This is a genomic window from Thermoflavimicrobium daqui (assembly GCF_003313465.1).
GTDB classification, from domain to species: Bacteria; Bacillota; Bacilli; order Thermoactinomycetales; family Thermoactinomycetaceae; genus Thermoflavimicrobium; species Thermoflavimicrobium daqui.
Map to the genome: position 1 here is coordinate 634,388 of NZ_KZ845663.1, position 25,009 is coordinate 659,396.

A 25,009-nucleotide genomic window follows, 5' to 3' on the forward strand; every position below is an offset into this window, starting at 1 on the left:
AATGGAATGAAGGAGCTACAGTCATGTTTAAGCGCCATTTTTTAGGACTATTTAATATTATTTTTATACTTTCTATGCTCATGGCTGGATGCGGGTCTATCCCCACACAAAGTTCAAAAGAGGAAAACAAAGGAAAATCCCGTACCATTGAACATGTGATGGGTAAAACAAAAGTACCCGAACATCCTAAGCGCATTGTTGTCCTTACCAATGAAGGAACAGAAGCACTACTTGCTTTAGGCATTAAGCCAGTAGGTGCTATCCAAGGTTTTACAGGAGAGTTTTATCCACATATCGCTAAAGAGCTACAAGGAGTGACCTCTGTAGGTACGGAGCATGCACCTAGCTTAGAGACGATTATGAAATTAAAGCCAGATTTAATTATTGGTATGAAAATGCGCCAAGAAAAAATTTATAATCAGCTTTCTAAAATAGCCCCTACTGTTTTTAGTGATAAATTACGTGGAGATTGGAAAGAAAACTTTTCACTTTATGCAAAGGCAGTTAATAAAGAGGCAGAAGGGAAAAAGCTTTTAGCAGATTATGATAAAAAGCTTGAAGAAGTGAAAAAGAAAGCAGGAGACTTAACTCAGAAAAAGATTTCTGTTGTACGTTTTATGCCTGGTAAAGTTAGAATTTACCAAGGGGATACCTTCACAGGAAATATATTCAAACAGTTGGGATGGGCTCGCCCTGAACTCCAAGCAAAAAATGAATTTGCGTTAGAAGTAACACGTGAAAGAATCCCAGATATGGATGGGGATATCCTTCTCTATTTTACTTACACACCAAAAAAAGATGGCTCGGGAGCTCTTCAATTAGAAAAAGAGTTTACCAATGATCCATTATGGAAAAACCTCAATGCCGTTAAAAATCAACAAGTATTTAAAGTTGATGATATTATTTGGAATACAGCTGGTGGTATCAAAGCAGCTAATCTAATGTTAGATGAGTTAAGTAACAAATATATACCACAGTTTAAAAAGTAATCCATGTTATTCCTCCTAATAATTAGAATCTACTTCCACTACAAAGCTTCATTTCGTTATGAAATGAAGCTTTGTTATTTCCCTCAAACTTCCACCTATCTTTTTTTGAATTTAAGACATACTAACTTAAAACGATCAACATCTCGGTGATCTTATGAAAACAAAGAGATTGATGTGCCTAATTAGTTTCATCATCTTACTAAATTCAATAATAAGTCTAAACACCCCTGTTCATGCACAAGTGGCATCACCTGAATTAGAGAAAATTTATCTATTTAAAGCAATGGAAGCACTTACTGGAGCCCCTTGGAATTATTTAGCTGCTATGAACCAATACGAACAAAACCTTACAAAGTTACAAAAAAAGAAAAGCGAAAAGAAAGGACTTATCTCCATACAGGTTTCCCCTAGTATTTGGGCTGGTCCTGCTAACCCGGATCTTGAAAGTATGTACCCACGATCTATTCAATTTTTTGCTGGAATTGGTCGGGATGGTAATGGGGATGGATTAGCTAATCCCAAAGATGATATGGATATTCTATACTCCATCGCCCACTTTTTGACACAAAAAGGACAAACACCGCAAAATATTCGTGAACAACTTTGGCAATACTATCAACACTCGGTTCCCGTTGATATTATTACTCATATAGCCAAGATTTTTGAGAAGTATGAACGAATTGATTTAGATAAATATACTTTTCCGATTCCTCTACATTACAACTATTCTTATCGTAGTACCTGGGGTACAGGACGTAACTGGGGTGGGAGACGTATTCATGAGGGAACTGACATCTTTGCCGGTTATGGGACTCCCATTCGTAGTACTTGTTATGGTTATATCGAATTAATGGGTTGGAATCGATTTGGTGGATGGAGAATCGGTATTCGTGATACCCAGAATAATTATCATTATTTTGCCCATTTAGCAGGCTTTCGTAAAGGGTTAAAGCAAGGTGATATTGTAAAACCTGGGGAGTTAATAGGTTCAGTAGGCTCTACTGGATATGGTCCTCCCGGAACGGCTGGAAAGTTTCCGCCCCATTTACATTATGGATTATATAAGTTTAATGGACGAACAACTTATTCTTATGATCCATTTCCTTCATTAAAAAGATGGGAACTATCTCTAAAACAAAAGATGAAAATAAAAAAGAAAAAAGGACAGAAGCCCACCTGGAATTCCAATGATGTTAAGATTTAATAAAAAATAGACTTCCCTTTCAATCTAATGAAAGAGAAGTCTATTTTTTAATACTTAGAATCATTCAATCGCCCATTGCTCTTTTAATCATCGTGATTCAGCTTAGATTTACGTACAGAGTATGCGAAATATACAACGATACCAATTGCCCACCAAATAAGGAAACGAAGCCATGTTCCCCAAGGAAGCTGTACCATCAGGTACACACAAGCAATCACAGCTAGTATGGGGAGCCACGGAACACCGGGACAGCGAAATTTCCTTTCCAAATTAGGCTGAGTTTTTCGTAAAATAATCACAGCGATCGAGATAATAACGAAAGCAGCAAGAGTACCTAAGTTAACCAACCTTGATAATTCACCTAATGGAACCAGAGCACCAAATAAAGCACAAACAGTTCCGCAAAACCATGTGGCTTTATAAGGAGTTCGAAGTTTGGGATGAACCGTTGAAAAAAATTTAGGTAACAGGCCATCACGCGACATCGCATATCCAATCCTGATTTGTCCGTACAACATAACAAGCATCACTGTCATCATACCAATCACAGCTCCAAGATCAATCATACCAGCTACCCAGTCTTGTCCTACAAATTTAAATACGTATGATACTGGAGCATCTTCATGACCTTTAAAGTTTAGAAAGGGCATAGAGCCTGTAACAACAAGAGTAACAACAACATACAGAATCGTACAAATACCAAGTGACCACATAATTCCTTTGGGTAAGTCTTTTCCTGGATTTATCGTTTCCTCAGCCGCTGAACTTACTGCATCAAATCCTAGATAAGCAAAGAAGACGACAGCGGCAGCAGCCCCTATCCCTGAGAAACCATACGGTGCAAATGGAGACCAGTTTTCAGGTTTCACATAAGCCACACCAACAAAAATCACTAATGCAACTACAGCCAGTTTTAATACTACCATGATATTATTGACCAGTTTAGACTCACGAATTCCTAGGGATAGTAAAAATGTGATCAACATAACAATCAGAAAAGCCGGTAAATTGATAACAGTCCCTTCCGCAGCATTATAAGCTCCTGTAAGCGCTTTCGGTAACTCTAATCCAAAACCAGCTATAAATGATTGAAAGTATCCCGACCAACCACTTGAAACAGCACTTACTGCTAAACTGTATTCCAATACTAAATCCCAACCAATTACCCATGCTAAAAATTCTCCAATCGTTACATAGGTATAAGTATAAGCAGATCCGGAAATTGGAACCATGGAAGCAAATTCTGCATAAGCAAAAGCTGCTAAAGCACAAGTAATACCCGCAATAATAAATGAAACCACAAGTCCTGGCCCAGCAGTTAACGCCCCTTCACCCGTTAAAACGAAAATTCCAGTTCCGATAATCGCTCCAATACCCAAAAATGTTAGATCAAATGCGCCTAAATTTCGTCGAAGTGTTACTCCTTTCCCACTTTGCTGCAATAAAGTTTGAATGCTTTTCTTTCTAAAAAGATTCACTTCATCAACCTCCTTTTAAATCGAGAATATTCAGTTTGAGGATGTTGCATGAATCAGACACTCATCGTGTTTGAACTCACTCCCGTAGCCTTATCAGTCAAAAGCTGTTTCTACATAAAAACGATTCGCTCTCGTTACAGAAATGATCTAGGTTTTGGATTGAATTAGGCAACATTCTCTGTTTTCATGCGAAATAGATATTTATTTATTTTTCGAAAATACCTATTTCTCATTGTAAAAATATCATAGCATAATCATATCTAAATATGAATAAGAAATTTCATTTTTTTGTAATAAAATCAATGATTCGATCGGTTTTTATTATTATAAAATGTTATATAAAAACTATTATTGATAATTAGTTCACCCACTAAGACAATGGGTGAACTTTGCTTTTATTTCTCCGCTTTTTGACCTAGTGCTTCGAGGATTAATTCTGGTTGTAAACCATGGATCGCTTTATCTCCAACAACCGTTACGGGAACACCTAAAAATCCCATCTGTTTAACTTCTTCCAAATACATTGGATTTGATCCACAATCTTTTACCTCATATTCGATTTGATAGTCGGTCAAAAAACGCTTTAAGATATTACATTCAATACAGTGTGGTTTCGAATAGACTAAGACTTTCATTCTCGTTCCTCCTTTTTTATCAATCATCTATTCGTTCTACTTATTCCTTACTATTCAACTTTACAATAGAACTTTATAATTTGTATAACAAGATACCCTTATTATATCTTCTTACTTTCGCTATAATAGGACTAGATTATGAAGTACGGGAGAGATGACTTTGCATAAAAATCTACGTTCTTTTATTAAGCAACTTAAACAAGAGAAAGATCTAGTGGAAATTGATACACCCGTTGATCCGAACTTAGAGCTCGCAGAGATCCACCGTCGAGTAATTGAAGAAGAAGGGCCCGCTCTTCTCTTTACCAATATTCGTGGGAGTCACTTTCCAGTAGTAACCAACTTATTCGGGACTACTCGTCGTGTTGAGCTTGCTTTTGGTCCGAGGCCTGAACAATTAATGAAGCAAGTCGTTCAATTAGTACACAAGTTAATGCCTCCATCTCCTCAAGCACTCTGGGGAGAACGAAAACTAATTGGTGATCTACTTAAGGTTGGTTTGAAGACTGTTAGTAAAAACAGAGCTCCTGTCTTGGAACAACAACAGAGTAAAGTAGACTTAACTAAATTACCTGTCATTACTTCATGGCAAGAAGATGGTGGTCCTTTTATTACACTACCACTCGTCTATACAGAGCATCCAGAAAGTAAACAACATAACTTAGGAATGTATCGAATGCAGATTTTTGATGGGCAAACGACAGGAATGCACTGGCAGATTCATAAAGGTGGAGGTTTTCATTATTACGAAGCAGAACGAAGGAACCAGCCTTTGCCTGTGCGAGTATTTTTGGGTGGACCTCCAGCCTTAATCGTTTCCGCTATTGCTCCATTACCCGAATTTCTACCAGAACTATTGATGACTTCTCTTATCCTTGGAGAGAAATTACCTGTCGTAAAACCAGAAGATGGAGGATATCCTTTTGTTGCCGAAGCAGAGTTTGTCCTATCTGGTAAAGTATTTCCACATGAACGTCGTTTAGAAGGACCATTTGGTGATCATTATGGCTATTACTCTCTTGCTCATGAATTCCCTGTCTTTCATGTTGAGAGTGTTCACCACCGAAAAAATGCCATTTATCCTGCAACCATCGTCGGTAAACCCAAACAAGAAGATTATTATTTAGGTGAGTTTTTACAGAAGCTTCTTTCCCCCGCTTTTCCTATGGTTATGCCAGGTGTTCGTGAAGTATGGGCATATCCTGAGACGGGTGTCCACGCACTTGCAGCGGCTATCGTCCGTGAGAGTTATAAACGTGAAGCTTTAGTCAACGCGTTCCGAATTCTAGGCGAAGGTCAGCTTACCTTAACAAAATTCTTGATTGTAACAGATCAATCTACATCACTTGAGGACTTTCCTCGCCTCTTTGAACTTGTAATGGAACGGTTTGATCCGGCAACCGATCTTTTTATCTTTAATAATACTTCTATGGATACACTTGACTATACGGGCCGTCGTCTTAATCATGGTAGCAAAGCAGTTCTCATCGGAACGGGAGCTCCTGTACGATCTCTCCCAGCCCAATTTGATGGGCCTGATATGGCTGGTGTGAAAGATGCTGCTGTTTATTGTAAAGGAGCATTAGTCTTAGAGGCGGACTCATTCTCACAAGATCCAGAACTAGCTGAAAAACTTCTAAAACATTATGGCGATCAGCTAACAGAATGGCCATTTATTTTCTTAGTGGATGATATCCATGCGGCATCAGGACAAACTCCTTTCTTATGGACAATCTTTACTCGCTTTGATCCAGCTCATGATATTTATGCACGGACTGAGCTTATACGTCATCATCCCAGCTACTGCTTCCCGATTATCGTCGATGCACGTATGAAGCCAGATTATCCCGATGAACTAGAAGTAGATCCTGATATCAAAAAATTAGTCGATGAACGTTGGAAAGAGTATTTTGGTAAATGATCGAATAATGAACTCTAGAAGTATTTTAGTTATCCACTAATTATTTTGGATACTAAAGATAAAGCCCGTATCACCTTGCACCTTAACCAAAAGTGATACGGGTACTTTTTTGAATTCACTCTTTTATGCTTAAGCTATTTTTTCAATCGAATGATGTAATATGCTAATCCTATATGTTAACAAACAAAGATCTATAAAGAATTTCTATCCTATCTTTCTTCTCCCTATAACTAATTCATACCAACCTTTTAGCAGAAGGTTGCCTAAGTTTTTTGCCGAAAGGGAATATATGAGTGAGATGATATGAGGAAAGAGTTGAGAAGAACATGGCAGACTCCATCCCTATCGAGTTATCAAAACAAGATCATCCTGAAAATAAACTTTTATTTCAAACATTAAAGAAGTATCTGCCCAATGATCATTTGATTCTCTATCAGCAAAATCTATATGGCTATCAACCTGACTTTATTATTTTTGGTCCTGATTTAGGCTTGTTTGTGTTGGAAGTCGAGTACCTTTCCAATCTTTCCACTTGGTACTTTTCCAAACTAGCGAAGTATCAAATCAATTCGTCTGCTCACTTTTTTCAAATCCCTACACTTTTGCGTGCTCGAAACTATGTTTTTCAAATTTCCAAAGTACTACAACAAAGTCTACAAGCTATCTTTAAAAATACTTGTATCACCTTTCCCTATGGCTATGGGACTATTTTTCCTCAACTTTCAAAAAAGAATTTACAGCAAAAACAATTAGGTTCACTTCTCCAGTACCCTAATATAATGACTCGTGAAGAGATTGATCCCAATTCTTCCGCTTTCTCATCCAAAGAGCTAACTGAGCGATTTAAAATCATGATTAAGGGATCTCACTCTTTTACAGAGCCACTATTTTCTGATGCCATTAAATCCATTCTTTTACAAGACTCCCTTTCAACAAAAGCTATCTAACTTAATGAGCATTCTACAAAAAAAGTGACTTGAAAAAAGCCCAAGTCACTTTTTATCATCTTATACTTTAACTAGGAAGACCTTTGAGACGTTGCCCTACTTCTTCTGCTGTTAACCCATGGGCATTGATTACTGGACAATTTTGTACGATATCTTGCATTCCCATCATATTTTGGTCAATCCCCGAGATTACAATCGCATCAAAATTCGCTTGTATAGCCTGATTCACATTTTTCGAATTCCATACTTCGACTTGGTAGCCTTGTTGACTTAAATATTGTTGAACATTGGAAAGATCTGCTTCAACAGCGATACGCTTCAAAATGAACACCTCCAATCATAGTTTGATTCGAAAATGATCCCTTTATGCATTTTGCTTATGACAAACCAAAGAGACAGGCGTATAGATTTACTGCCTGTCTCTTTGATTTGAAAATGTATAATGGGTATAAATAGTAACTGCTACTCCAGAAATCCCTCAATAAAACTACCACCACTACCACTACTTCCACTGTCTGTCGTTGAAGCTTCTGCAAAGATTCGACTTGCTAAACGGCTAAATGGTAATGACTGAATCCAGACTGTTCCAGGCCCTTTTAATGTAGTCATCGTTAATCCTTCGCCACCAAATAAAGCTGTTTTTATACCACCAACGAACTCCGTATCGTATTGAACATTTTTAGTCATCGCAACGATACAACCGGAGTCAACCCGAATGACTTCATCTGGAAATAATATTTTTTTATAAATCGTTCCACCAGAATGAATAAAAGCTAGTCCATCACCTTCCAATTTTTGCAGGATAAAATTTTTCCCAGTTAATGCTTTTTTTGTTGTTTTTTGTTCAAACTCAATCCCAACTGCAACACCTTTGGCAGCACAAAGAAAAGATTGTTGTTGACAAATAATTTTTCCACCTAATTCAGCTAGATCCATCGGAACAATTTTCCCAGGATAGGGTGAAGCAAATGATACATGTCTTTTCCCAGTGTTACCTGTATGTGTAAAAACAGTCATAAATAAGCCTTCACCAGATAGCAGACGCTTTCCAGCACTTACTAGCTTTCCAAAAAATCCACTGGATTTTTGACTTCCGTCTCCAAATATCGTTTCCATCCCAATATCATTTTCCATCATCATCAAACTACCAGCTTCTGCAATCACACTTTCACCTGGATCTAATTCAATTTCGACAAATTGCATGTCCTCCCCATAAATTTTAAAATCGATTTCATGGGCATTTTTCAACACAGTTCACATCCTATGTTTGAATTTTAGGTCTACTTTAATCTTATCACTTTATTCACTATTATTGTATTATTATTTTATAATCAAAAATTTTCATTCATTTTAAGTTATAACCTGTATTTTTCAAAACCACAAGATATTCATGTGATAGTATTAAATACCCTTATGATCTAATGGTAATTAAAAGGGCATCCCATTTCCATTTCATTATAAATTTTTATTAAAATAAAAAATCCGCCTATATTTAGGCGGACTTTTTCTTACTGTTTCATTCTTGGATCAAAGATATCCCGTAAACCATCTCCTAGTAAGTTAAAACCAAGAACTGTTAGTACAATCGCTAAGCCTGGGAAGATCATCGTCCATGGTGCTGTTTGAATAAATGGTCTAGAGTCGGCAAGCATAGTTCCCCATTCAGGTTCTGGTGGTTGGGCTCCCAGCCCGAGAAAACCGAGTGCAGCTGCTTCAATGACCGCTGTCGCAAAACTAAGTGTTCCTTGTACCATAATTGGTGTCCAACAATTGGGCAAAATATGATGAAACAAAATCCGACCATTTTTCATACCCATTGCTTTTGCTGCTAAGACATAGTCTTCTTCTTTGATTCTAAGCACACTGGAACGCATCAATCGCCCGAATGTCGGAATATTAATAATAGCAATTGCAATCATCGCATTATTAATTCCTGGCCCTAAAATGGTTACCATCGCAATGGCCAATAAAATACCTGGGAAAGCCAATAAAATATCAAAGATACGTGAGATGACTGCATCTCTCCAACCGCCAAAGAAACCTGCGATCAATCCTAAAAGACTACCAAGTACAATCGAACCTATTACGGCAAAAAAACCAACCCATAAAGAAATTCTTGCTCCATAAATCACCCTTGTAAATATATCTCTTCCCATTTCATCTGTACCAAACCAGTGATTTGCTGAAGGTGACTGCATCAAATCATTTGACTTAGCTGAATACTCAAATGGTGTTAGTACAGGGGCAATTATAGCAATAAGAATGAGAAACAAAATAATAACGCTTCCAATGACAGCAGAACGATGTCGTAAAAAAGAGCGCATAAAATCTTTCCATGGCTTATCTTCTTCAACCACTTTATTTCTGATATCAACAGTTTGGGTTTGCATTATCTAAAGAACTGCTACTTCAGGTGTTACATGCATCGTACACCTTTTCCGTAAAGCAGCAGTCTCTACACCTCCTCTTTACACGAACGGATATCATGTTATTTTTTTCCATACTGGATACGTGGATCAATCCAAGCATAAATTAAATCAACAATTAGGTTAATAATGACGAAAATCGTAGCAACAATTAAAATTCCTGACTGTACGACAGTATAATCACGTTCTCCAATCGCAGTATATAAATATCTTCCTACTCCTGGCCAGCTAAAGATCGTCTCTGTTAGAACTGCTCCACCTAACAATGTTCCTAACTGTAAACCGATCACCGTTAAAACAGGAATGGATGCATTTTTAAGTGTGTGTTTATACACTACCCAAAACTCCGACAATCCTTTTGCTCTAGCAGTCCGAATATAATCAGATCGCATCACTTCAAGCATACTAGATCTCGTAATTCTAGCAATGATGGCCATGGGAACTGTAGCTAGTGCAACAGCTGGTAAAATCAAGTGTTTTACCGCATCCCATAAAACTTCTGTATCCCCATAGAGAATCGTATCGATAACATAAAAATAAGTAATTGGTTCCATTTGAATACGTGGATCAAGTCTTCCATTGGAAGGTAACCAATCAAGTGTTTGAGCAAATAGCCACTGCTCCATCAAACCTAACCAGAATACAGGAATAGATACTCCAATAAGTGCAATCATCATCGCCGAATAATCAAACCATGAATTTTGTCGCCAAGATGATAAAATTCCTAAATTCACTCCAAAGAAAACGGCAATAAACATAGCTGCAAACACAAGTTCTGCCGTTGCAGCTAAAAAAGGTCCAATTTCTTCTCCGATTGGGCGTTTGGTCGTCATAGACTTACCTAAATCACCTTGTAGTAACCCTTTTGCATAGCTCCCATACTGTATATATAATGGCTCATCCAGACCCAGTTCTTTGCGGATTTCTTCAACACGTTGGGGTGTTGCCTTTTCTCCAGCGATCGTTTGTGCTGGGTCCCCAGGAATCATATGGACAATTCCAAACGTAATAATAGACATCCCTACCAAAACTGGAATCAACATGAAAAGTCTTCGTACGGTATAAGCAAGCATAATCGGTCTCACCTACCATTTATTCCAGATTCTCCATATACAAAGCGGCATTGCACAAAGAGAGCAATGCCGCTTTGAGCAAAGGTTGTTTATTTGTCTGAGTTTTTCATCTAGCATCAATCCATTTTAAACACGATTGATTTGGAATTGAGTCGTAATTTAGCTTATCTTGAAACTTTATAAAGCTTGTAACCACTGGTTGGATGCGGGAAGAAACCTTTCAGTTCTTTTTTACCTGCAACAGGGACAGTCGCATGAACAAGTGGTACCCACGGTGCATCTTTCTTGATAATTTCTTGTGCCTTTTTGTATAACTCTTCACGTTTCTTTTGATCCACAGTGCTTTGTGCTTCTACTAGCAATTTATGCACTTCTTCACTCATATAATAAGAAATATTAGAAGCATCCTTTTCACGTGCATTGTTTTTATCTAGCAATACATACAAGAAGTTATCTGGGTCACCATTGTCACCATTCCATCCATATAAGGCGAGCTCATGTTGTCCACTTTTTACTTGATCTTGATAGGTTTTCCATTCAGCTGTTACAATCTCAGCATCAATGCCAATTTTCTTAAAATCCTCTTTTAAGAATTCAGCTACTTTCTTTCCATTTGGCAAGTAAGGTCTTGGATCTTGTGGTGCATGTAGCTTTAATTTTAAACCTTTTTCAAATCCAGCTTCTTTCAAGAGCTGTTTAGCTTTATCTAAATTAAATTCATATTCTTTCACATCTTTGTTGTAACCCATCATGAAAGAAGGGTACGGATTAATAGCTGGTTCTGCTAAGCCGGCATAAAAATTTTTGATAATTCCCTCTTTATTCACTGCATAGCTAATTGCTTGACGTACTTTTGGATTATCAAATGGCTTTTTCTTCATATTAAAAGAAAGATATGCCACGTTCATCCCTTGCTGTTTAAACAATTGAAGTTTACTGTCTTTTTCTACTTGTGGAGCATCTGTTGGATTCATTCCATTCATGAGATCAATATCACCAGATTTTAGTGCATTAAAACGAGCTGTGTTATCCGGGATAGATTTGAAGATTAGCTTATCAGTCTTCGGAAGACCTTTTACCCAATAATCGGGGTTTTTTTCAAGAGTAATCGTGTCATTTTTCTTCCACTCTACAAATTTATATGGTCCAGTTCCAACAGGGTTTTCATTAAATTTTTCTGGATCTTTTTTAATAGCTTCTGGTGAACCAATCGCAAATGGTGGCATGGCGATATTTGCTAAAAATGGTCCGAGTGGTCGATTCAACTCAAACTTGACAGTATGATCATCTACCTTACTTACTTTGTTAATAACATGGGTAGAATCTCCTTTATAACCACCAAACATATCCGGATAATAAGTAAACTCCCCACCTTTATGTTGTGGGTGATTTTTATCCATCCAACGCTCGAAGTTAAACACAACTGCATCAGCATTGAAAGGAGTACCATCATGGAATTTCACATTTTTACGCAGATGGAAAGTCCAAACTTTTCCGTCAGCACTGTTTTCCCATTTTTCAGCGAGTCCTGGTTGAACTTCCGTGTTTTCATCTTTGTATTGAACTAAGGTATCATAAATCATTTGAGTAACCTGTAATGATTCACCATCTGTCACTTGAATAGGATCTAACTTTTTCGAATCGGCTCCACGGCCATAAATCAATGAATTACCAGTGTCTTTTTTAATTCCGCCTTCCTTTCCTCCACATGCTACAAGGAAAATTGAAAGCAAAAAGACCAACGCGATCATACCCGTCCATATCGGTCGCTTTTTCACTAATGATCCCTCCTAAAGATAATAATTTAAGATTTGTAGGAAACATTCGAATGAGTCCATTCTAATTAAAGATCTACACCTCCTTTATGAAATCAAATGACAAGCTACAAAATGTCCATTTCCTTTGTCAACAAATTCAGGTCTTTCTTTCTTACAAACATCCATTACATATGGACAGCGAGGATGAAAAGCACATCCTTTGGGTGGATCAGCAGGGCTAGGTACATCACCCTGTAATAGAATTCGCTCTCTGTTTACCTCAGGATTTGGAATAGGTACTGCTGAAAGTAGTGCCTGTGTATAAGGATGAAGTGGATTCTGATAAAGTTCGTCGCGATGCGTTAGCTCAACCATCCGTCCCAAATACATAACACCTACACGATCACTAATATGTTTGACCACACTCAAATCGTGAGCAATAAAGATATAGGTGAGTCCAAATTGCTCTTGAAGGTCTTCCATAAGGTTTAACACTTGTGATTGAATCGATACATCAAGGGCCGATACGGGTTCATCTGCAACAATTAATTTCGGTTTCACAGATAACGCCCGAGCAATTCCAATTCGCTGTCTTTGTCCTCCACTAAATTGATGGGGATAGCGACTGGCATGATGCTTATCTAGTCCGACTACCCTAAGTAATTCCAAAACTTGTTCTTTTCTTTCTTTAGCATTTCCTATTCCATGTACGATTAGAGGCTCTTCCAAAATATCTGCTATTTTTTGTCGCGGATTTAGTGAGGCAAAGGGATCTTGAAATACCATTTGTAAATCCCGACGGGTTCGACGCATCTCTTCCTGACTTAACTTTAATAGTGATTTTCCTTCAAACTCGATTTCACCTGAAGTTGGCTCATACAATCGAAGGATAGAACGACCTGTCGTTGATTTGCCACATCCGCTTTCTCCAACCAACCCAAGAGTTTCACCAGGAAAAACATCAAAACTTACTTGATCAACTGCTCGAACCTCACCCACTTTTCTGCTGAATATTCCACCATGAATTGGAAACGTTTTCACTAGTTCTTGTACTTTAAGTAATGGACTAGGTTGTGTCTGCATCTCCTTTCCCATTTTCTATCGCCTCCTTCCCTTGATGTAGCCAACAACGACTTAAATGTTCTTGCTCAATTTCATAAAGATCTGGCTTTTTATTCCAGCATGTCTCCATCACATATTCACATCGAGGAGCAAAACGACATCCTTGTGGCATATTTAACGGATGAGGTACTTGTCCTGGAATCGAATATAAGCGTTTTTGATTTTCGTCTAGTTTTGGAATCGACTTTAACAATCCTTGTGTATAAGGATGGGATGGATTTTTAAATAGTTTGCGACCATCAGCTTCTTCGACCACTTGACCCGCATACATGACCACAATACGATCACACATTTCCGCGACAACTCCCAAATCATGTGTAATCAGTAAAATGGAAGTTCCAAACTCTCGATTCAAAGAGCGCATCAAGTCTAAAATTTGTGCTTGAATCGTTACATCCAAAGCGGTCGTCGGTTCATCCGCGATTAGAAGTCTAGGTTCAAGTACCATGGCCATCGCAATCATCACGCGTTGTCTCATTCCACCTGAAAGCTGGTGTGGATACTGCTTTAGGATCCCAACACGTTTAATCCCAACTTTTTCAAGTATAGCTAAACTAAGTGATTGTGCTTCTTTTTTAGAACACTTTTTATGAACACGAATCGCTTCTACCAATTGATCACCAATAGTAAATAACGGATTGAGGGAGGTCATAGGCTCTTGAAAGATCATAGAGATGTCTTTGCCTCGAATTTTCCGCATTTGCTTATTAGTCCAATGCGTAATCTCTTGACCCGAAAAGCGTATACTCCCACCTACAATTTTGCCGGGTGGAGTGGGAATCAAGCCCATGACTGCCAGAGAGGTCACGCTTTTCCCACAACCTGATTCTCCAACAAGCCCCACAATTTCCCCTTCACCCACTTTTAAATCGACTCCATCAATTGCTTTGATTACACCTTTTTCCGTAAAAAAATGCAACTCCAATGTTGAAATATCTAGTATAGATTGACCCATAGGAACACCCCAAAACATATGAAAAAATAAAATATCTCGAAAATAAGTACTGTATATTTAATATAAATGGTTCTATATTCTATATCAAGTTCGCCATTTAGACAAAAAATCCTTTTTTTAAAAAAACAAAACATCTCGATGACAAAACTTATTATTCTATCTACTTTTTGCAATCCATTCCTTTTTAAAAATCAGTAGTAAAATGTGATAAAATCGATGAGAATGTTAGTACTAAAGAGAATAGAGACAGAAGTGGAGGATGAATGAGTGACTATAGCCATTAATCTGGAGCAATATGTATCCAACTTAGATAGAAATGTTTATACCATTTATAACTTACCCGAAGAGGTTATCGCAGTTATTTTTGCCTATGTTAGCCGAAGTTCCGCAGGTTTCCGAGAGAATCTTGCAAAGCTGTTAGCTGATGAAGATTTAGCCCTTGCTGGGCATTCTGGAAACCGTGCTACTATCTATTCAGAGAAAGCAGCCCGGTTTCATGAAAAGTGGGTTGTAGGCTATGGGCATAGTAGCGTAGCAGAGCACGCGGTGGCTCATATCGGTATTGAAAAAATTAGCCGCCTTGCCTCAGCTGAGTTGGAGCTTGCCAATACCTTTAATAGCTTTACAGAGTATAGTCAACGTTATCAACGCCCTAAACGTGGAGACTTTTATCTTCCATCAAGTTTAAAATCTAATCCGGAATTACAAGCGAAGTATATACAGTTTCATGAAAAAGCTTATGATATTTATGAACAGTTAATGTCTGGGTTAGTTAAGTACTTACTCCAAACCGTCCCAAAGCAAGAAAAAGAATCTGACAAACGATTTAAACTACGCATCGAAAAAATCGCTTTTGAAGATGCTCGCTATGTTCTTCCATTATCCACTTTAACTAACTTAGGAATGACAGGAAACGGTCGGGCGTTACGGGATACATTAGTTCGGCTTCTATCCAGTCCTTACAAAGAATGCCAAAAGTTAGCGCGTGACATGGAACATGAAATCACAACAGTGATCCCAACACTATTAAAATATGTTAAACCAAGTGAATACTACCAGAAGACTCAAGCAAATTTGCAACAGTGCTTTCAAAAGATCCGCCCCATTGGTATAGTCGAATCATCGATGGGACCTTCTGCTCGTTTTATCCAAATGCCCGATTATCTAGAAGCACTCAAACAGCTTGCAACGTTCCTACTAATTAGAGAGCAACCCCTTTCTTATGAAGAGGCAAAGCGAATTATTCATCAGTATCCTCAAGAAGAACTAGAGCAAATCGTCTCTTATGCTTTATTATCTTTACGATTCTTTGATAATCCAATTGATGAGTTACAACATCTCACTTATCAAATCGAGTTAAAAATTTCGGAAGCAAACTGGCATCAACTGCTACGTCATAATCGAAAAACACACTTTACTTACTCCAAACCGACCACTCGTTTTGGTTACACCATTCCTCCTCATATACAAGAGGCAGGACTAACTGACCTTTTTAGATCATTTGTTCAAGAATCTGAACAAATGATTCAGCAGTTTTCATCCTTTGATTCGACTATCGCTGATTATTTCATTACCAATGCCCACCATCGACAAATTATTGCTTCTGTGACATTATGGGAACTTTATCATCTTATCAATTTACGTACATCTACTGAAGCACAATGGGATATTCGCGAAACCTTTGTCCAAGTCTATCAAGAACTACAAAGGCAGCAGCCCATATTCGCACGCTTTGCTAAGCGTAGAGCCTAAATAGAAGCCCAAGTTGGTCATATTTTTACTCCAGCTTGGGCTTATGACTATTCCATTTATTCTATCTATTCAATATAATAATACTAGATTATTAGAAAGCTCCCATTTTTTGACGTATGGAGGGATCACATTATGACCAAAAAATTGGTCATTGATCCAGGACATGGTGGGTCAGATTCCGGTGCAGTCAATGGTAGCTATCAAGAAAAAAATTTCACATTAGATATTGCCTTAGCTGTTCATGATTATCTTCAAAACCACTACATGGTGGAGCTATTTATGACTCGCAAAACCGATAAAACCCTTTCACTTAAACAGCGAACAGATTATGCAAATCAAAAGCAGGCAGATTATTTTATTTCCATTCATATTAATGCTGGCGGAGGAACCGGGTGGGAAAGTTACATCTGGAATGGCCCTGTCAATCAAACAACGATAGATGCCCAGAACATCATTCATAACACAGTCATGAATGAAATTGGTCCGAAATATCAGGTAAAAGACCGAGGTAAAAAACGAGCCGACTTTTATGTCCTGCGGGAAACGATTATGCCAGCCATTCTATTAGAAAATTTATTTATTGATACAACTAATGATCTTCATTTACTCATAGATAACCAATTTATAACTGACCTGTCGTGTACAATTGGAGAAGGACTAGCCCAAGCACTTTCTTTAGACAAAAAAACCTTACCAAAAGATCAAGATCACACACAGGATCGTCCGTAGTGTGTATTAAAAATACCGCCAAATAAGAAAACTTGATCTACAAGCTGAGTAGTGTCCATATATCACTACTCACTTTTTTGTTTGGGCCAAAAACGCGTTGGCGTCATTACTTCTTCATAAGAAGTACCTTGCTTTAATGCTTGTTCTTCGATCGGAATTCGAATCATAAGTAAAATAAATAGATTTACCAACGAAAATACAACGGAAGTCACAACAGCTCCAAATATAAGTGGAAAGGAGAGAAATTCAAGGATGACAGCAAGATAATTCGGATGACGCAAATATCGATAGGGGCCTCGTACACATGGGGAATGTCTAGGAACAATCCAAATCCGCGTATTCCAGTAGCGTCCCAATGAAACCATACACCAAATACGTAAAGCCTGAGCAAATATAAAAATAAGAAAAGGAATCCACCACCATGAAATGATAATCTTTGATCTCCATAAATTCTCTATAAAAGTGGATATAAAAAAAAGCAGATGCATATTTACCAACAAAGGATAATGTTTACTTCCAACTTCATAGCCACCTTGTTGTTTCATCCAATCCGCATTTTTCTTAGCCCACCCTAATTCGATAATCCTTTGAAGTCCAACTATTAACCATAAAATATTAAAGAGACTCAAAGTTATCCTCCTCATCCCAGCTGATTAGTGCAAGTTCAGAGCTAAATCCAGGACCTAATGCTGCGAGTAATCCATAGCTACCATAGCGATGACTCTGTTGTAGGGCTTTTTCCAATACAAATAAAACCGTAGCTGAAGACATATTTCCATAATCATGTAAAGTCGAATAAGCATGTTGAAATTTATTCTTAGGTAATTCCAAGGCATCTTGATAAGCTTCTAGCACCTTCCTACCACCTGGATGGAAGATAAAAGAGTCAATACAACCTAGGTCAAGATTTTCTTCTGCTAAAAAATTTTCAATCAAACATCGAGCTTGTTTACGAACAAGGGTGGGGATATCTCGTGAGAAGATGACTTTAAGACCATCATCCTTTAAATCCCAACCCATTACATCAAGCGAATCGGCCCAAATCCTACTTTGTGTTGTTACAATACGTGGTCCAATGGGTATATTCATTTTTCTTCCTGATACCAAAACTGCAGCAGCACCATCAGCGAATAAAGAAGTAGCTACTAGATTACTCTTGGAATGATCTTGACGACGGAATGTTAAGCTACATAGTTCTAACGCTAAAAGTAAGACCTTTTGCTCAGGAAATGCTCTTGCATATTCATAAGCTCGTGCCAGACCTGCCACTCCCCCAGCACATCCCAGTCCCCAAATCGGGGTTCTTTTCACATATGGATTCATTTGCAAACGATTGATTAAATGAGCATCTAAGCTGGGTGTTGTTATTCCTGTCGTAGAGACAAATATGAAATGATCAATATCACTTATTTCCATCCCTATTGGCTCTATACAATTACGAATAGCTTCCTCTCCTAGCCGAGAAGCCATATCTATATATATCTGATTTCGCTCTGCAAAACTATGTTCAGTATCAAACCATTCTCTTGGCATACTAAAAAAACGTCGGTTTATCGCAGTATGACTAAAAATTTGGATTAAACGATCGATATTCGGAAAGGAATCTCGGAATAAAGTATAGCTAAAATCTTTCACTTCATCTTGATAATAAGCATATGGTGGAACAGCAGTTCCTATCGATATAATTCTTGGCACACAGATTTCCCCTGTCTATCTTTTCACCTATGGTTCCCAAATACTTTCTTCCTATTCATTGATTTATGAGAATGCCTTAAATAGACTTAACCATCTTCATGAAAAAGGTTTTCTATCAAGTAAATCGGTAGATGCCTTCGTTGATGGTGAATATTATACACGTATACTTGTATCTAGCTTTAATAAACAATCTCAAGCTATTCAATTAGTTAATGAACTAAAATCTAAAGGATTGGAAGCATTTTGGCAAAAAGAAAAATAGGCTTGATAAAAAAGAGCCGATATCCTTAAGACATCAGCTCTTTTTTTATTAACTAGATTTTTGTACACGTTTTAAAACATCTGCCATATATAATCGATGCGTCCAAAGATAATATAATCCAAAAACAAATAGATAACCAATCACTGCCATCGCAAAGAGATCCCAAACAGGCTTTTTGAACAAGGTGCTAAACATATTCATCGCTGCCATCCCGTGACAAACACTAACAATAAAAGGGATAAAAAACAGGAGGCGGATCTGTGTACTCATTAAGCGAATAGCATCTTTTTGTCGAATGCCTAATTTATGAAGAACCATCATCTGTCCTGCATCATTGGGTAATTCCGTAAAAATACGAAAGTATAAGATACTACCAGCGGCCAGAAAAAACAAGATTCCTATAAAGAGGCTAACAAACATGAGAGGGGCAAAAATACCTTTGAGTGATATATACAGCTCATATGTGCTTTGCACATTGTAGGGATCTTCTCCTAGTTTTGTTATTTGTTGGTCTAAATCCATGACAATCTGATCAGCCTGTTTCCAATCGTCAAAGCGATAGTTATGAAGTATAGATAGCTCCTCTTTTTTCGCTTGTGCCTGCAACTCCCTAAATTGTGTATCGTGAAGTACTAATAAAAAGTGGGTTCCTTTATGTTCGTTAAAAAATTTACGACTTAATTCTTTTTCTACTTTAAAAGAATAATTAACTTTCCCCATCATCACATCCATTTGCCGAATAGCCATCGTTTTTTCTGCATCGGGTGTATATCCTGTTGCATTAACAAATACCGCTTGGTCTTTCTGTAATGAAATAGCTGGATCGCCTAGCTTTTGAAGTAAGCGGTTGATATCTTTTTGACTAATCGCTGAAACAAATCGCTTTTCACCTTTTACCTGAACGGCAATCAAAGGAATATGTACTTCTTCAGTAACTTGTATTTTTTCTTTTTTAAATAGGGATTTTAATTCAGCAGGAGACATATTTGGTAAATCTCCTTGAATACTTAAATGATAAGGAGATTGATCTGTTGCTACTTTTTCCGCTTCAAAATAATAAGTTAAGCAAACACTAACTGAACTAATCACTACACTACTTAACAGTGATACAATAAATAAGATCCGTGCATTATCCTTTAAGCGGAACCGTAATTGGGATAAAAGCATCATATTGGTTCCTTTATAAAAAAGCTTTTTCTTTTTTTGCATATAGCTGATCACTGCTACACTTAACTGGGTAAAAAATAGATGCGTACCAATAAGCACGAGTACAAAAATAGGGATGATCCTTTGTACTAAACTTGCTAAATCAGCAGTCCAAGCAATATAGTAAGCACCACCTAAACATCCTAGAGAAACAATCACTTTCCACCACGCAAAAGTGGGTGTCGGCTTCGCTTGTACTGACTCACGAAACAATTCAGCAATCGATAATTTTCGTATAGTAAAGCGACTCCACCAAGATAAAACAGAGAAGACCAACAAGAATCCGATACCTGTTAATAAAATAGCGGGCATGGGAATCACAAAGGGAATTGGTGTTGCCAAATCCAAAATAAATGAAACGGCTAAGAAAAATAGTTTTGAAAAAACAATCCCTAGCAGGATTCCAACTCCTACTGCTAGACTACCTACCAACATATTCTCCCAAAAGATCAAACGAGTTATATGTTTTACCGACATTCCTAAGCATTGTAGCAGTCCTAAATCTCTCTTGCGATTTCGTAAGAAGGATGATTGAGAATAACCAATAAACAAACAGGCAAATAAGCCTATCATTACTTCGACAACCATCATGAGGGATACAAATTGATTGGGGAGTGTTTTTTGTGTTACCATTGGGTGAAATAAGAGTGAACCATAAAGATAAAACATCCAGACGGAAAAGGTACAGCTAATAAAGTAAGCTAGATAGCTTCTAAATTGAAACTTAGCATTTTTAATAGCTAGATTGCGTAAGTTCATAAGACTCCCCTCCTAAAGCAGCAGTTACTTCCATAATGTGTCGATAAAATGCTTGTCTTGTTTGACCTCGACGAATTTCAGTGAAAAGCTGTCCATCCTTGATAAAGATAACCCGATCACAGTAACTAGCTGTAAATGGATCATGTGTTACTGTTAAAATAGTAGCTTTTTCTTTTTTGTTTAAGTTAGATAGCGATTCCATAAGGGACTTAGCTGACTTCGAGTCCAAGTTCCCAGTTGGTTCATCCGCTAATATTAAAGCAGGTGAGTGAATTAAAGCTCTGGCTGCAGCTGCGCGTTGTCGTTGTCCACCTGATACTTCATAAGGTCGGTGAGAGAGAACTTTTTGGATACCCAAATAATTAGCAAGCTCCTGAACTCGTCTTTCCATTTCTGCAACAGAGCGCTTTTCAAGGACGAGGGGTACGAGTATATTCTCTTGGATTGTTAATGCATCTAACAAATGAAACTCTTGAAATATAAACCCTAATTGTTTCCTGCGAAAATCAGCAAGTTCATTATCTTTCATCTTCGCTACATTTTTCCCTGCTATCAGAATATCTCCTCGCGTGGGACGATCAATGGTTCCTAATATCTGTAATAATGTTGTTTTTCCGCTCCCAGATGGCCCCATAATTCCAATAAACTCACCTTGCTGAATCGTTAGGTCAAAGTCCGTTAGTGCTTGGTGAACTGCTCCTGTTCCTTTTTCTCCATATACCTTGGTTAATTTTTTGGCTTCAAGTACGATCATGTGTGCCGCCTCCATTTCGTTTGCTCTTGTTATATACAGTGTATAAATTTCTTTATGATGCTCCCATCGATTTATCTTGCAATATCGCTTGACAACCTTACATTTTTGTTAGAAATGATCAAAAGCTCTTTTTGATAAAAAACCTACTGACAACGTGCTTTATCAGTAGGTTCAATCATTATTTATGAATGGAGTAAGTTAATATAAAAGTAGCCCCTTTACCTTCTTCAGATTCAGCTGTAATCTCATGACTTAAAGCAGTAAATACTTTTCTTACCAAATATAATCCCATCCCAGTTGCTTGAGAGAAACGTCGACCATTTTCTCCCGTAAAGAATGGATCAAAGATCCGGGGCAAATCCTGTTTAGGAATCCCTGGTCCTTGATCTTCAATCAAAAGATAGATACTCTTCTTTTTTTTCAAAAAACGAAAGGTGAGATAGCTTCGCTCTTCCATCTTGGATGCATATTTTAAGGCATTTTGCACGATTTGTTCAATAGCAAATTGATTCCACTTACGATCCGTTAAAATTTCCCAATCCTCATCCTGATCCGCTTCTATTTTAGGGAAAATTCCCAAACGAATAAAACTTTTTTTCTTATGATGAATCACTTCACGTACACTTTCTAAGAGAGAAACCGGACGAATATGATAATCCGTAGCAAAGTCATCTAAACGAGCCATATTTAACACCTTATCTAACTCGTCATTTAGCTTCTCGATCTCTTCTTCCATACTTTTCATATGATTTCTTTCCTCTTCTGGTAATGCATGAATATCCATTTTTTGCAAAATTAAAGATAAAGAAGCAAGCGGTGTTTTCATCTCATGAACCCATAAATTCATATATTCTAGATGCTGTTGGTGTGCATCCTCATACTGATTTTTCTCCTGGCTCGCCACTTGATATAAACGACGCATGACCTGATAAAACCGTTTATGCTCAGCTAAACTTACCTTGCCTAAATGCCCAAAGTCATCCATTTTCTCAGCTTCATGAAGTAACAATTCCGTCCGACGATAAAACGGATACCAACGTATAAATTGAATCACTAAGAATAGTAAAAGAAGGGTTCCAGTAAGGAGAAGAAGATAGCCCCAATCTGCTATCAATAAATCAAAAGCCTGTTTATGAAAATAAAAATAAAGATATAAATATATCAGTATAAAAAATATCTGCAATACACATAAGCTAATCCAACCGATTCGTTCTCTGATAAAATAATAAATCGTACGCCACATTCACTTTCCTCCTGCCCGAAAAAGTAACACTCCCTTTCGCCTTCATATTAAGCCTGATCCATTGTTACCAAACAATATCCTACACCTCGTTTGGTTTGCAGCATTTTATCTAAATTCCACTCGCTTAGCTTTTTCCGCACACGTGTCACATTAACCGTTAGTGTATTATCATCAACAAAATCTACCTCATCCCACAATGCTTCCAGTAGATCTTCACGTGATACTACTTTTCCAGCTCGTTCCATCAATCGATGTAAGAGTTTTGCTTCGTTTTTCGTCAGAGATTGTACTTGATTTTGATAATGAAGTTCCATCTTACTTAGATGTAGTGATAACTCTCCTACATTAATCATGATCTCTGACTGGTTTTCTTCTTTTGCATACTCACCGTATGTACGCCTTAATGTCGCTTTCACTTTGGCCAGTAATATCTCCAAATGAAAAGGTTTCGTAATATAGTCATCTCCACCACTTTCCATTCCCATTACTTGCTCCATTTCGGAACTACGGGCGGATAGAAAAAGAATCGGTACAGCAGAAATCTCTCTAAGTCTACGACATAAATAAAAGCCATCTTGATATGGTAAATTCACATCCAAAATGACTAAGTGAGGTTGAAACTGTTTAAACTCTTCAATCACTTGGGTAAAATCTTGTACGGTTTGAACTTGATATCCATATTGTTGTAAATAGTTTTGTATAGATTCGGCAATTTTTTTTTCATCTTCAATTACATATACTTGATATTTCATCTTTTACCTACCTTTCTTGTAAAGAAAAGCCATAAAATATATATCAATCATTATATCATTTAATACTTTAGCACATTAATATAAAGAACGATAAAATATGATTAGAGATAAAGTAGTTAATGCCGAAAAAATAATTAATGATGTGAATAAGGCATAAATAAATATAAAAGCACGAAAGCGCTGAATACGTTTATTCATAACACGTCTCAATTTTTGCATGATAAAATAAACAACAGGCCCCCATAATAAAGCAGAAAATCCAATTACCCAGTACAATAAAACGGATTGTCCAATCACTAATGGGTGCGATGTGGTTAGCTGATAGTGCTGAATGATCCACCATCGTCCCAATCCAAAAAATAAAACCATGATAAAATAATAAATAGACCATTTTCGATTCACAGCGGGATCCTCCCATTCTTTCATACATTTTGGTACTAGCAGCCTTAGTTTTTTAATCATTTTATGTAACAAACACTCATTAATTTGTATTTATAATTTTATCATTTAAAGTGATTATATAGAATAACGAAGTATCTGTGTATCGATTTTTCATCTTGATATAGAGATTGCATCAACTTTTCGGAATAACGTTGCTCTTACTTGTTTTGTAAGCAATGGAAGTAAAACTAAGAAAGGAAAGCTGCTGCAAATTTATTCGATATCATAAAACAGGATGAGCCTACTTATCCAGTTTAGGCTCATCCTGTTTCTTTTTTTGTCATTTTCTTTAGAGCTCTTTTCCATTCACTTTCCTCAACATAAGTTATCTTTAGTACCGCATTTGGCGAGTAATAGCTACGATAGGGATGCTGTTTTTGATAGCTCTCCCATTCCTCAGCTGGTGCCTTTTCGATATGAATAATATGAGGAACTTTTCCATCCTTTCCTTTTTTAAACTGATGATAATCATCTTCGTGTAAAATAATTATTCTTTGTTGATTAGAGGAGATATGTTCATTCGTTATATGATTTTTTTCAGTATTTGTCTTCTTCTCGAATGGCTTCGATTGTATTTGATCTTGATCTGGTTGATTTTGTTCTATTTTTTTGGCAATAAAATAAAACAACCCGACAATGATGGGAATTGCGAACCATATAGGGATAATTATGCTCCATTCGTATACGGTTTGCGTTAAAAAAAAGTTCGTGAAGCTAGATTGATATTTTCTTTCTTGAAAATAAAACAAAGATCCAATGAGTAAGACAGGTACTAAATAGTGACTAACCACTCGTAAATAGTTAGGAAGTGTTTGCTGCTCTTTTTTTAAAATAAATAAATTAAGAAACCGCCGTGAAAAGATAAAGCGGAACAGTCGACCAAATAATAACTTTATAATCTCTCCCATT

General features: G+C 37.2%; 23 protein-coding genes. 6 read left to right on the forward strand and 17 right to left on the reverse strand.

The features are described 5' to 3' along the window. Positions 1–23 precede the first annotated feature (23 nt). Both DL897_RS02940 and DL897_RS02945 read left to right on the forward strand, forming a co-directional pair. A complete protein-coding gene (locus DL897_RS02940) occupies positions 24–989 on the forward strand; it encodes an ABC transporter substrate-binding protein (RefSeq protein ID WP_113657616.1) in 966 nt (321 codons plus the stop codon). Positions 990–1,143: 154 nt separating this feature from the next. Further along, positions 1,144–2,193: a M23 family metallopeptidase gene (locus DL897_RS02945; protein WP_113657617.1), complete on the forward strand. Its 1,050-nt coding sequence runs from the start codon at positions 1,144–1,146 to the stop codon at positions 2,191–2,193. A gap of 83 nt (positions 2,194–2,276) precedes the next feature. On the opposite strand, the gene DL897_RS02950 is transcribed toward DL897_RS02945, so the two are convergent. Together DL897_RS02950 and DL897_RS02955 are read right to left on the reverse strand one after the other, a co-directional pair. Continuing rightward, a complete protein-coding gene (locus DL897_RS02950) occupies positions 2,277–3,671 on the reverse strand; it encodes a branched-chain amino acid transporter BcaP (RefSeq protein ID WP_113657618.1) in 1,395 nt (464 codons plus the stop codon). A 395-nt stretch (positions 3,672–4,066) separates the two neighbouring features. Continuing rightward, on the reverse strand, positions 4,067–4,306 hold the full coding sequence (locus tag DL897_RS02955) for a glutaredoxin family protein (RefSeq protein WP_113657619.1): 240 nt from the start codon (positions 4,304–4,306) through the stop codon (positions 4,067–4,069). 154 nt (positions 4,307–4,460) lie between these two features. On the opposite strand from DL897_RS02955, the gene DL897_RS02960 reads away from it, so the two are divergent. Both DL897_RS02960 and DL897_RS02965 read left to right on the forward strand, forming a co-directional pair. Further along, complete coding sequence (locus DL897_RS02960; RefSeq protein ID WP_113657620.1) at positions 4,461–6,227, forward strand: menaquinone biosynthesis decarboxylase; 1,767 nt, start codon at positions 4,461–4,463, stop codon at positions 6,225–6,227. Positions 6,228–6,553: 326 nt separating this feature from the next. Beyond that, positions 6,554–7,174 (forward strand): hypothetical protein, encoded by a 621-nt coding sequence (locus tag DL897_RS02965; protein ID WP_113657621.1) that lies wholly within the window; start codon positions 6,554–6,556, stop codon positions 7,172–7,174. Between the two features lie 67 nt (positions 7,175–7,241). Here DL897_RS02965 and DL897_RS02970 read toward each other — a convergent pair whose 3' ends face one another. From DL897_RS02970 to DL897_RS03000, 7 genes are all read right to left on the reverse strand, one after another. Continuing rightward, positions 7,242–7,496 (reverse strand): YkuS family protein, encoded by a 255-nt coding sequence (locus DL897_RS02970; RefSeq protein ID WP_206186473.1) that lies wholly within the window; start codon positions 7,494–7,496, stop codon positions 7,242–7,244. 140 nt (positions 7,497–7,636) lie between these two features. Beyond that, complete coding sequence (locus DL897_RS02975; RefSeq protein ID WP_276308545.1) at positions 7,637–8,425, reverse strand: TIGR00266 family protein; 789 nt, start codon at positions 8,423–8,425, stop codon at positions 7,637–7,639. Positions 8,426–8,682: 257 nt separating this feature from the next. Continuing rightward, on the reverse strand, positions 8,683–9,564 hold the full coding sequence (nikC, locus tag DL897_RS02980) for a nickel transporter permease (RefSeq protein ID WP_113657622.1): 882 nt from the start codon (positions 9,562–9,564) through the stop codon (positions 8,683–8,685). Between the two features lie 98 nt (positions 9,565–9,662). Continuing rightward, a complete protein-coding gene (locus tag DL897_RS02985; RefSeq protein WP_113657623.1) occupies positions 9,663–10,673 on the reverse strand; it encodes an ABC transporter permease in 1,011 nt (336 codons plus the stop codon). Positions 10,674–10,837: 164 nt separating this feature from the next. Next, on the reverse strand, positions 10,838–12,451 hold the full coding sequence (locus DL897_RS02990) for an ABC transporter substrate-binding protein (RefSeq protein ID WP_240627240.1): 1,614 nt from the start codon (positions 12,449–12,451) through the stop codon (positions 10,838–10,840). An 84-nt stretch (positions 12,452–12,535) separates the two neighbouring features. Continuing rightward, a complete protein-coding gene (locus DL897_RS02995; protein WP_240627241.1) occupies positions 12,536–13,525 on the reverse strand; it encodes an ABC transporter ATP-binding protein in 990 nt (329 codons plus the stop codon). After that, complete coding sequence (locus tag DL897_RS03000; protein WP_113657624.1) at positions 13,497–14,507, reverse strand: ABC transporter ATP-binding protein; 1,011 nt, start codon at positions 14,505–14,507, stop codon at positions 13,497–13,499. Before DL897_RS03000 ends, DL897_RS02995 begins: the two co-directional genes overlap by 29 nt. Positions 14,508–14,774: 267 nt before the next feature. Here DL897_RS03000 and DL897_RS03005 point away from each other — a divergent pair, with 267 nt between their 5' ends. Continuing rightward, complete coding sequence (locus DL897_RS03005) at positions 14,775–16,259, forward strand: FAD-dependent thymidylate synthase (RefSeq protein WP_113657625.1); 1,485 nt, start codon at positions 14,775–14,777, stop codon at positions 16,257–16,259. A gap of 132 nt (positions 16,260–16,391) precedes the next feature. After that, entirely contained in the window at positions 16,392–16,988 is a 597-nt protein-coding gene (locus DL897_RS03010; RefSeq protein WP_113657626.1) for an N-acetylmuramoyl-L-alanine amidase family protein, read from the forward strand. Between the two features lie 65 nt (positions 16,989–17,053). On the opposite strand, the gene DL897_RS03015 is transcribed toward DL897_RS03010, so the two are convergent. The 8 genes from DL897_RS03015 to DL897_RS03055 form a co-directional block, all read right to left on the reverse strand. Next, complete coding sequence (locus tag DL897_RS03015) at positions 17,054–17,617, reverse strand: isoprenylcysteine carboxyl methyltransferase family protein (RefSeq protein WP_240627242.1); 564 nt, start codon at positions 17,615–17,617, stop codon at positions 17,054–17,056. Then, the gene (locus DL897_RS03020; protein ID WP_113657628.1) at positions 17,604–18,683 is read right to left on the reverse strand and encodes a type III polyketide synthase; all 1,080 of its coding nucleotides are present in this window, start codon (positions 18,681–18,683) and stop codon (positions 17,604–17,606) included. The genes DL897_RS03015 and DL897_RS03020 overlap by 14 nt, the downstream gene beginning before the upstream one ends. Before the next feature lie 310 nt (positions 18,684–18,993). Then, the gene (locus tag DL897_RS03030; RefSeq protein ID WP_113657630.1) at positions 18,994–20,910 is read right to left on the reverse strand and encodes an ABC transporter permease; all 1,917 of its coding nucleotides are present in this window, start codon (positions 20,908–20,910) and stop codon (positions 18,994–18,996) included. Next, the gene (locus tag DL897_RS03035; RefSeq protein WP_113657631.1) at positions 20,885–21,664 is read right to left on the reverse strand and encodes an ABC transporter ATP-binding protein; all 780 of its coding nucleotides are present in this window, start codon (positions 21,662–21,664) and stop codon (positions 20,885–20,887) included. The genes DL897_RS03030 and DL897_RS03035 overlap by 26 nt, the downstream gene beginning before the upstream one ends. Positions 21,665–21,842: 178 nt before the next feature. Next, on the reverse strand, positions 21,843–22,907 hold the full coding sequence (locus DL897_RS03040; RefSeq protein WP_113657632.1) for a sensor histidine kinase: 1,065 nt from the start codon (positions 22,905–22,907) through the stop codon (positions 21,843–21,845). Positions 22,908–22,954: 47 nt separating this feature from the next. After that, positions 22,955–23,659 carry a response regulator transcription factor gene (locus DL897_RS03045; protein WP_113657633.1) on the reverse strand — a complete coding sequence of 235 codons (705 nt, stop codon included), beginning with the start codon at positions 23,657–23,659 and terminating at the stop codon, positions 22,955–22,957. A 75-nt stretch (positions 23,660–23,734) separates the two neighbouring features. Continuing rightward, entirely contained in the window at positions 23,735–24,061 is a 327-nt protein-coding gene (locus tag DL897_RS03050; RefSeq protein ID WP_113657634.1) for a hypothetical protein, read from the reverse strand. A gap of 299 nt (positions 24,062–24,360) precedes the next feature. After that, positions 24,361–25,008 (reverse strand): hypothetical protein, encoded by a 648-nt coding sequence (locus tag DL897_RS03055; RefSeq protein ID WP_113657635.1) that lies wholly within the window; start codon positions 25,006–25,008, stop codon positions 24,361–24,363. Between the last annotated feature and the right edge of the window lies 1 nt (position 25,009).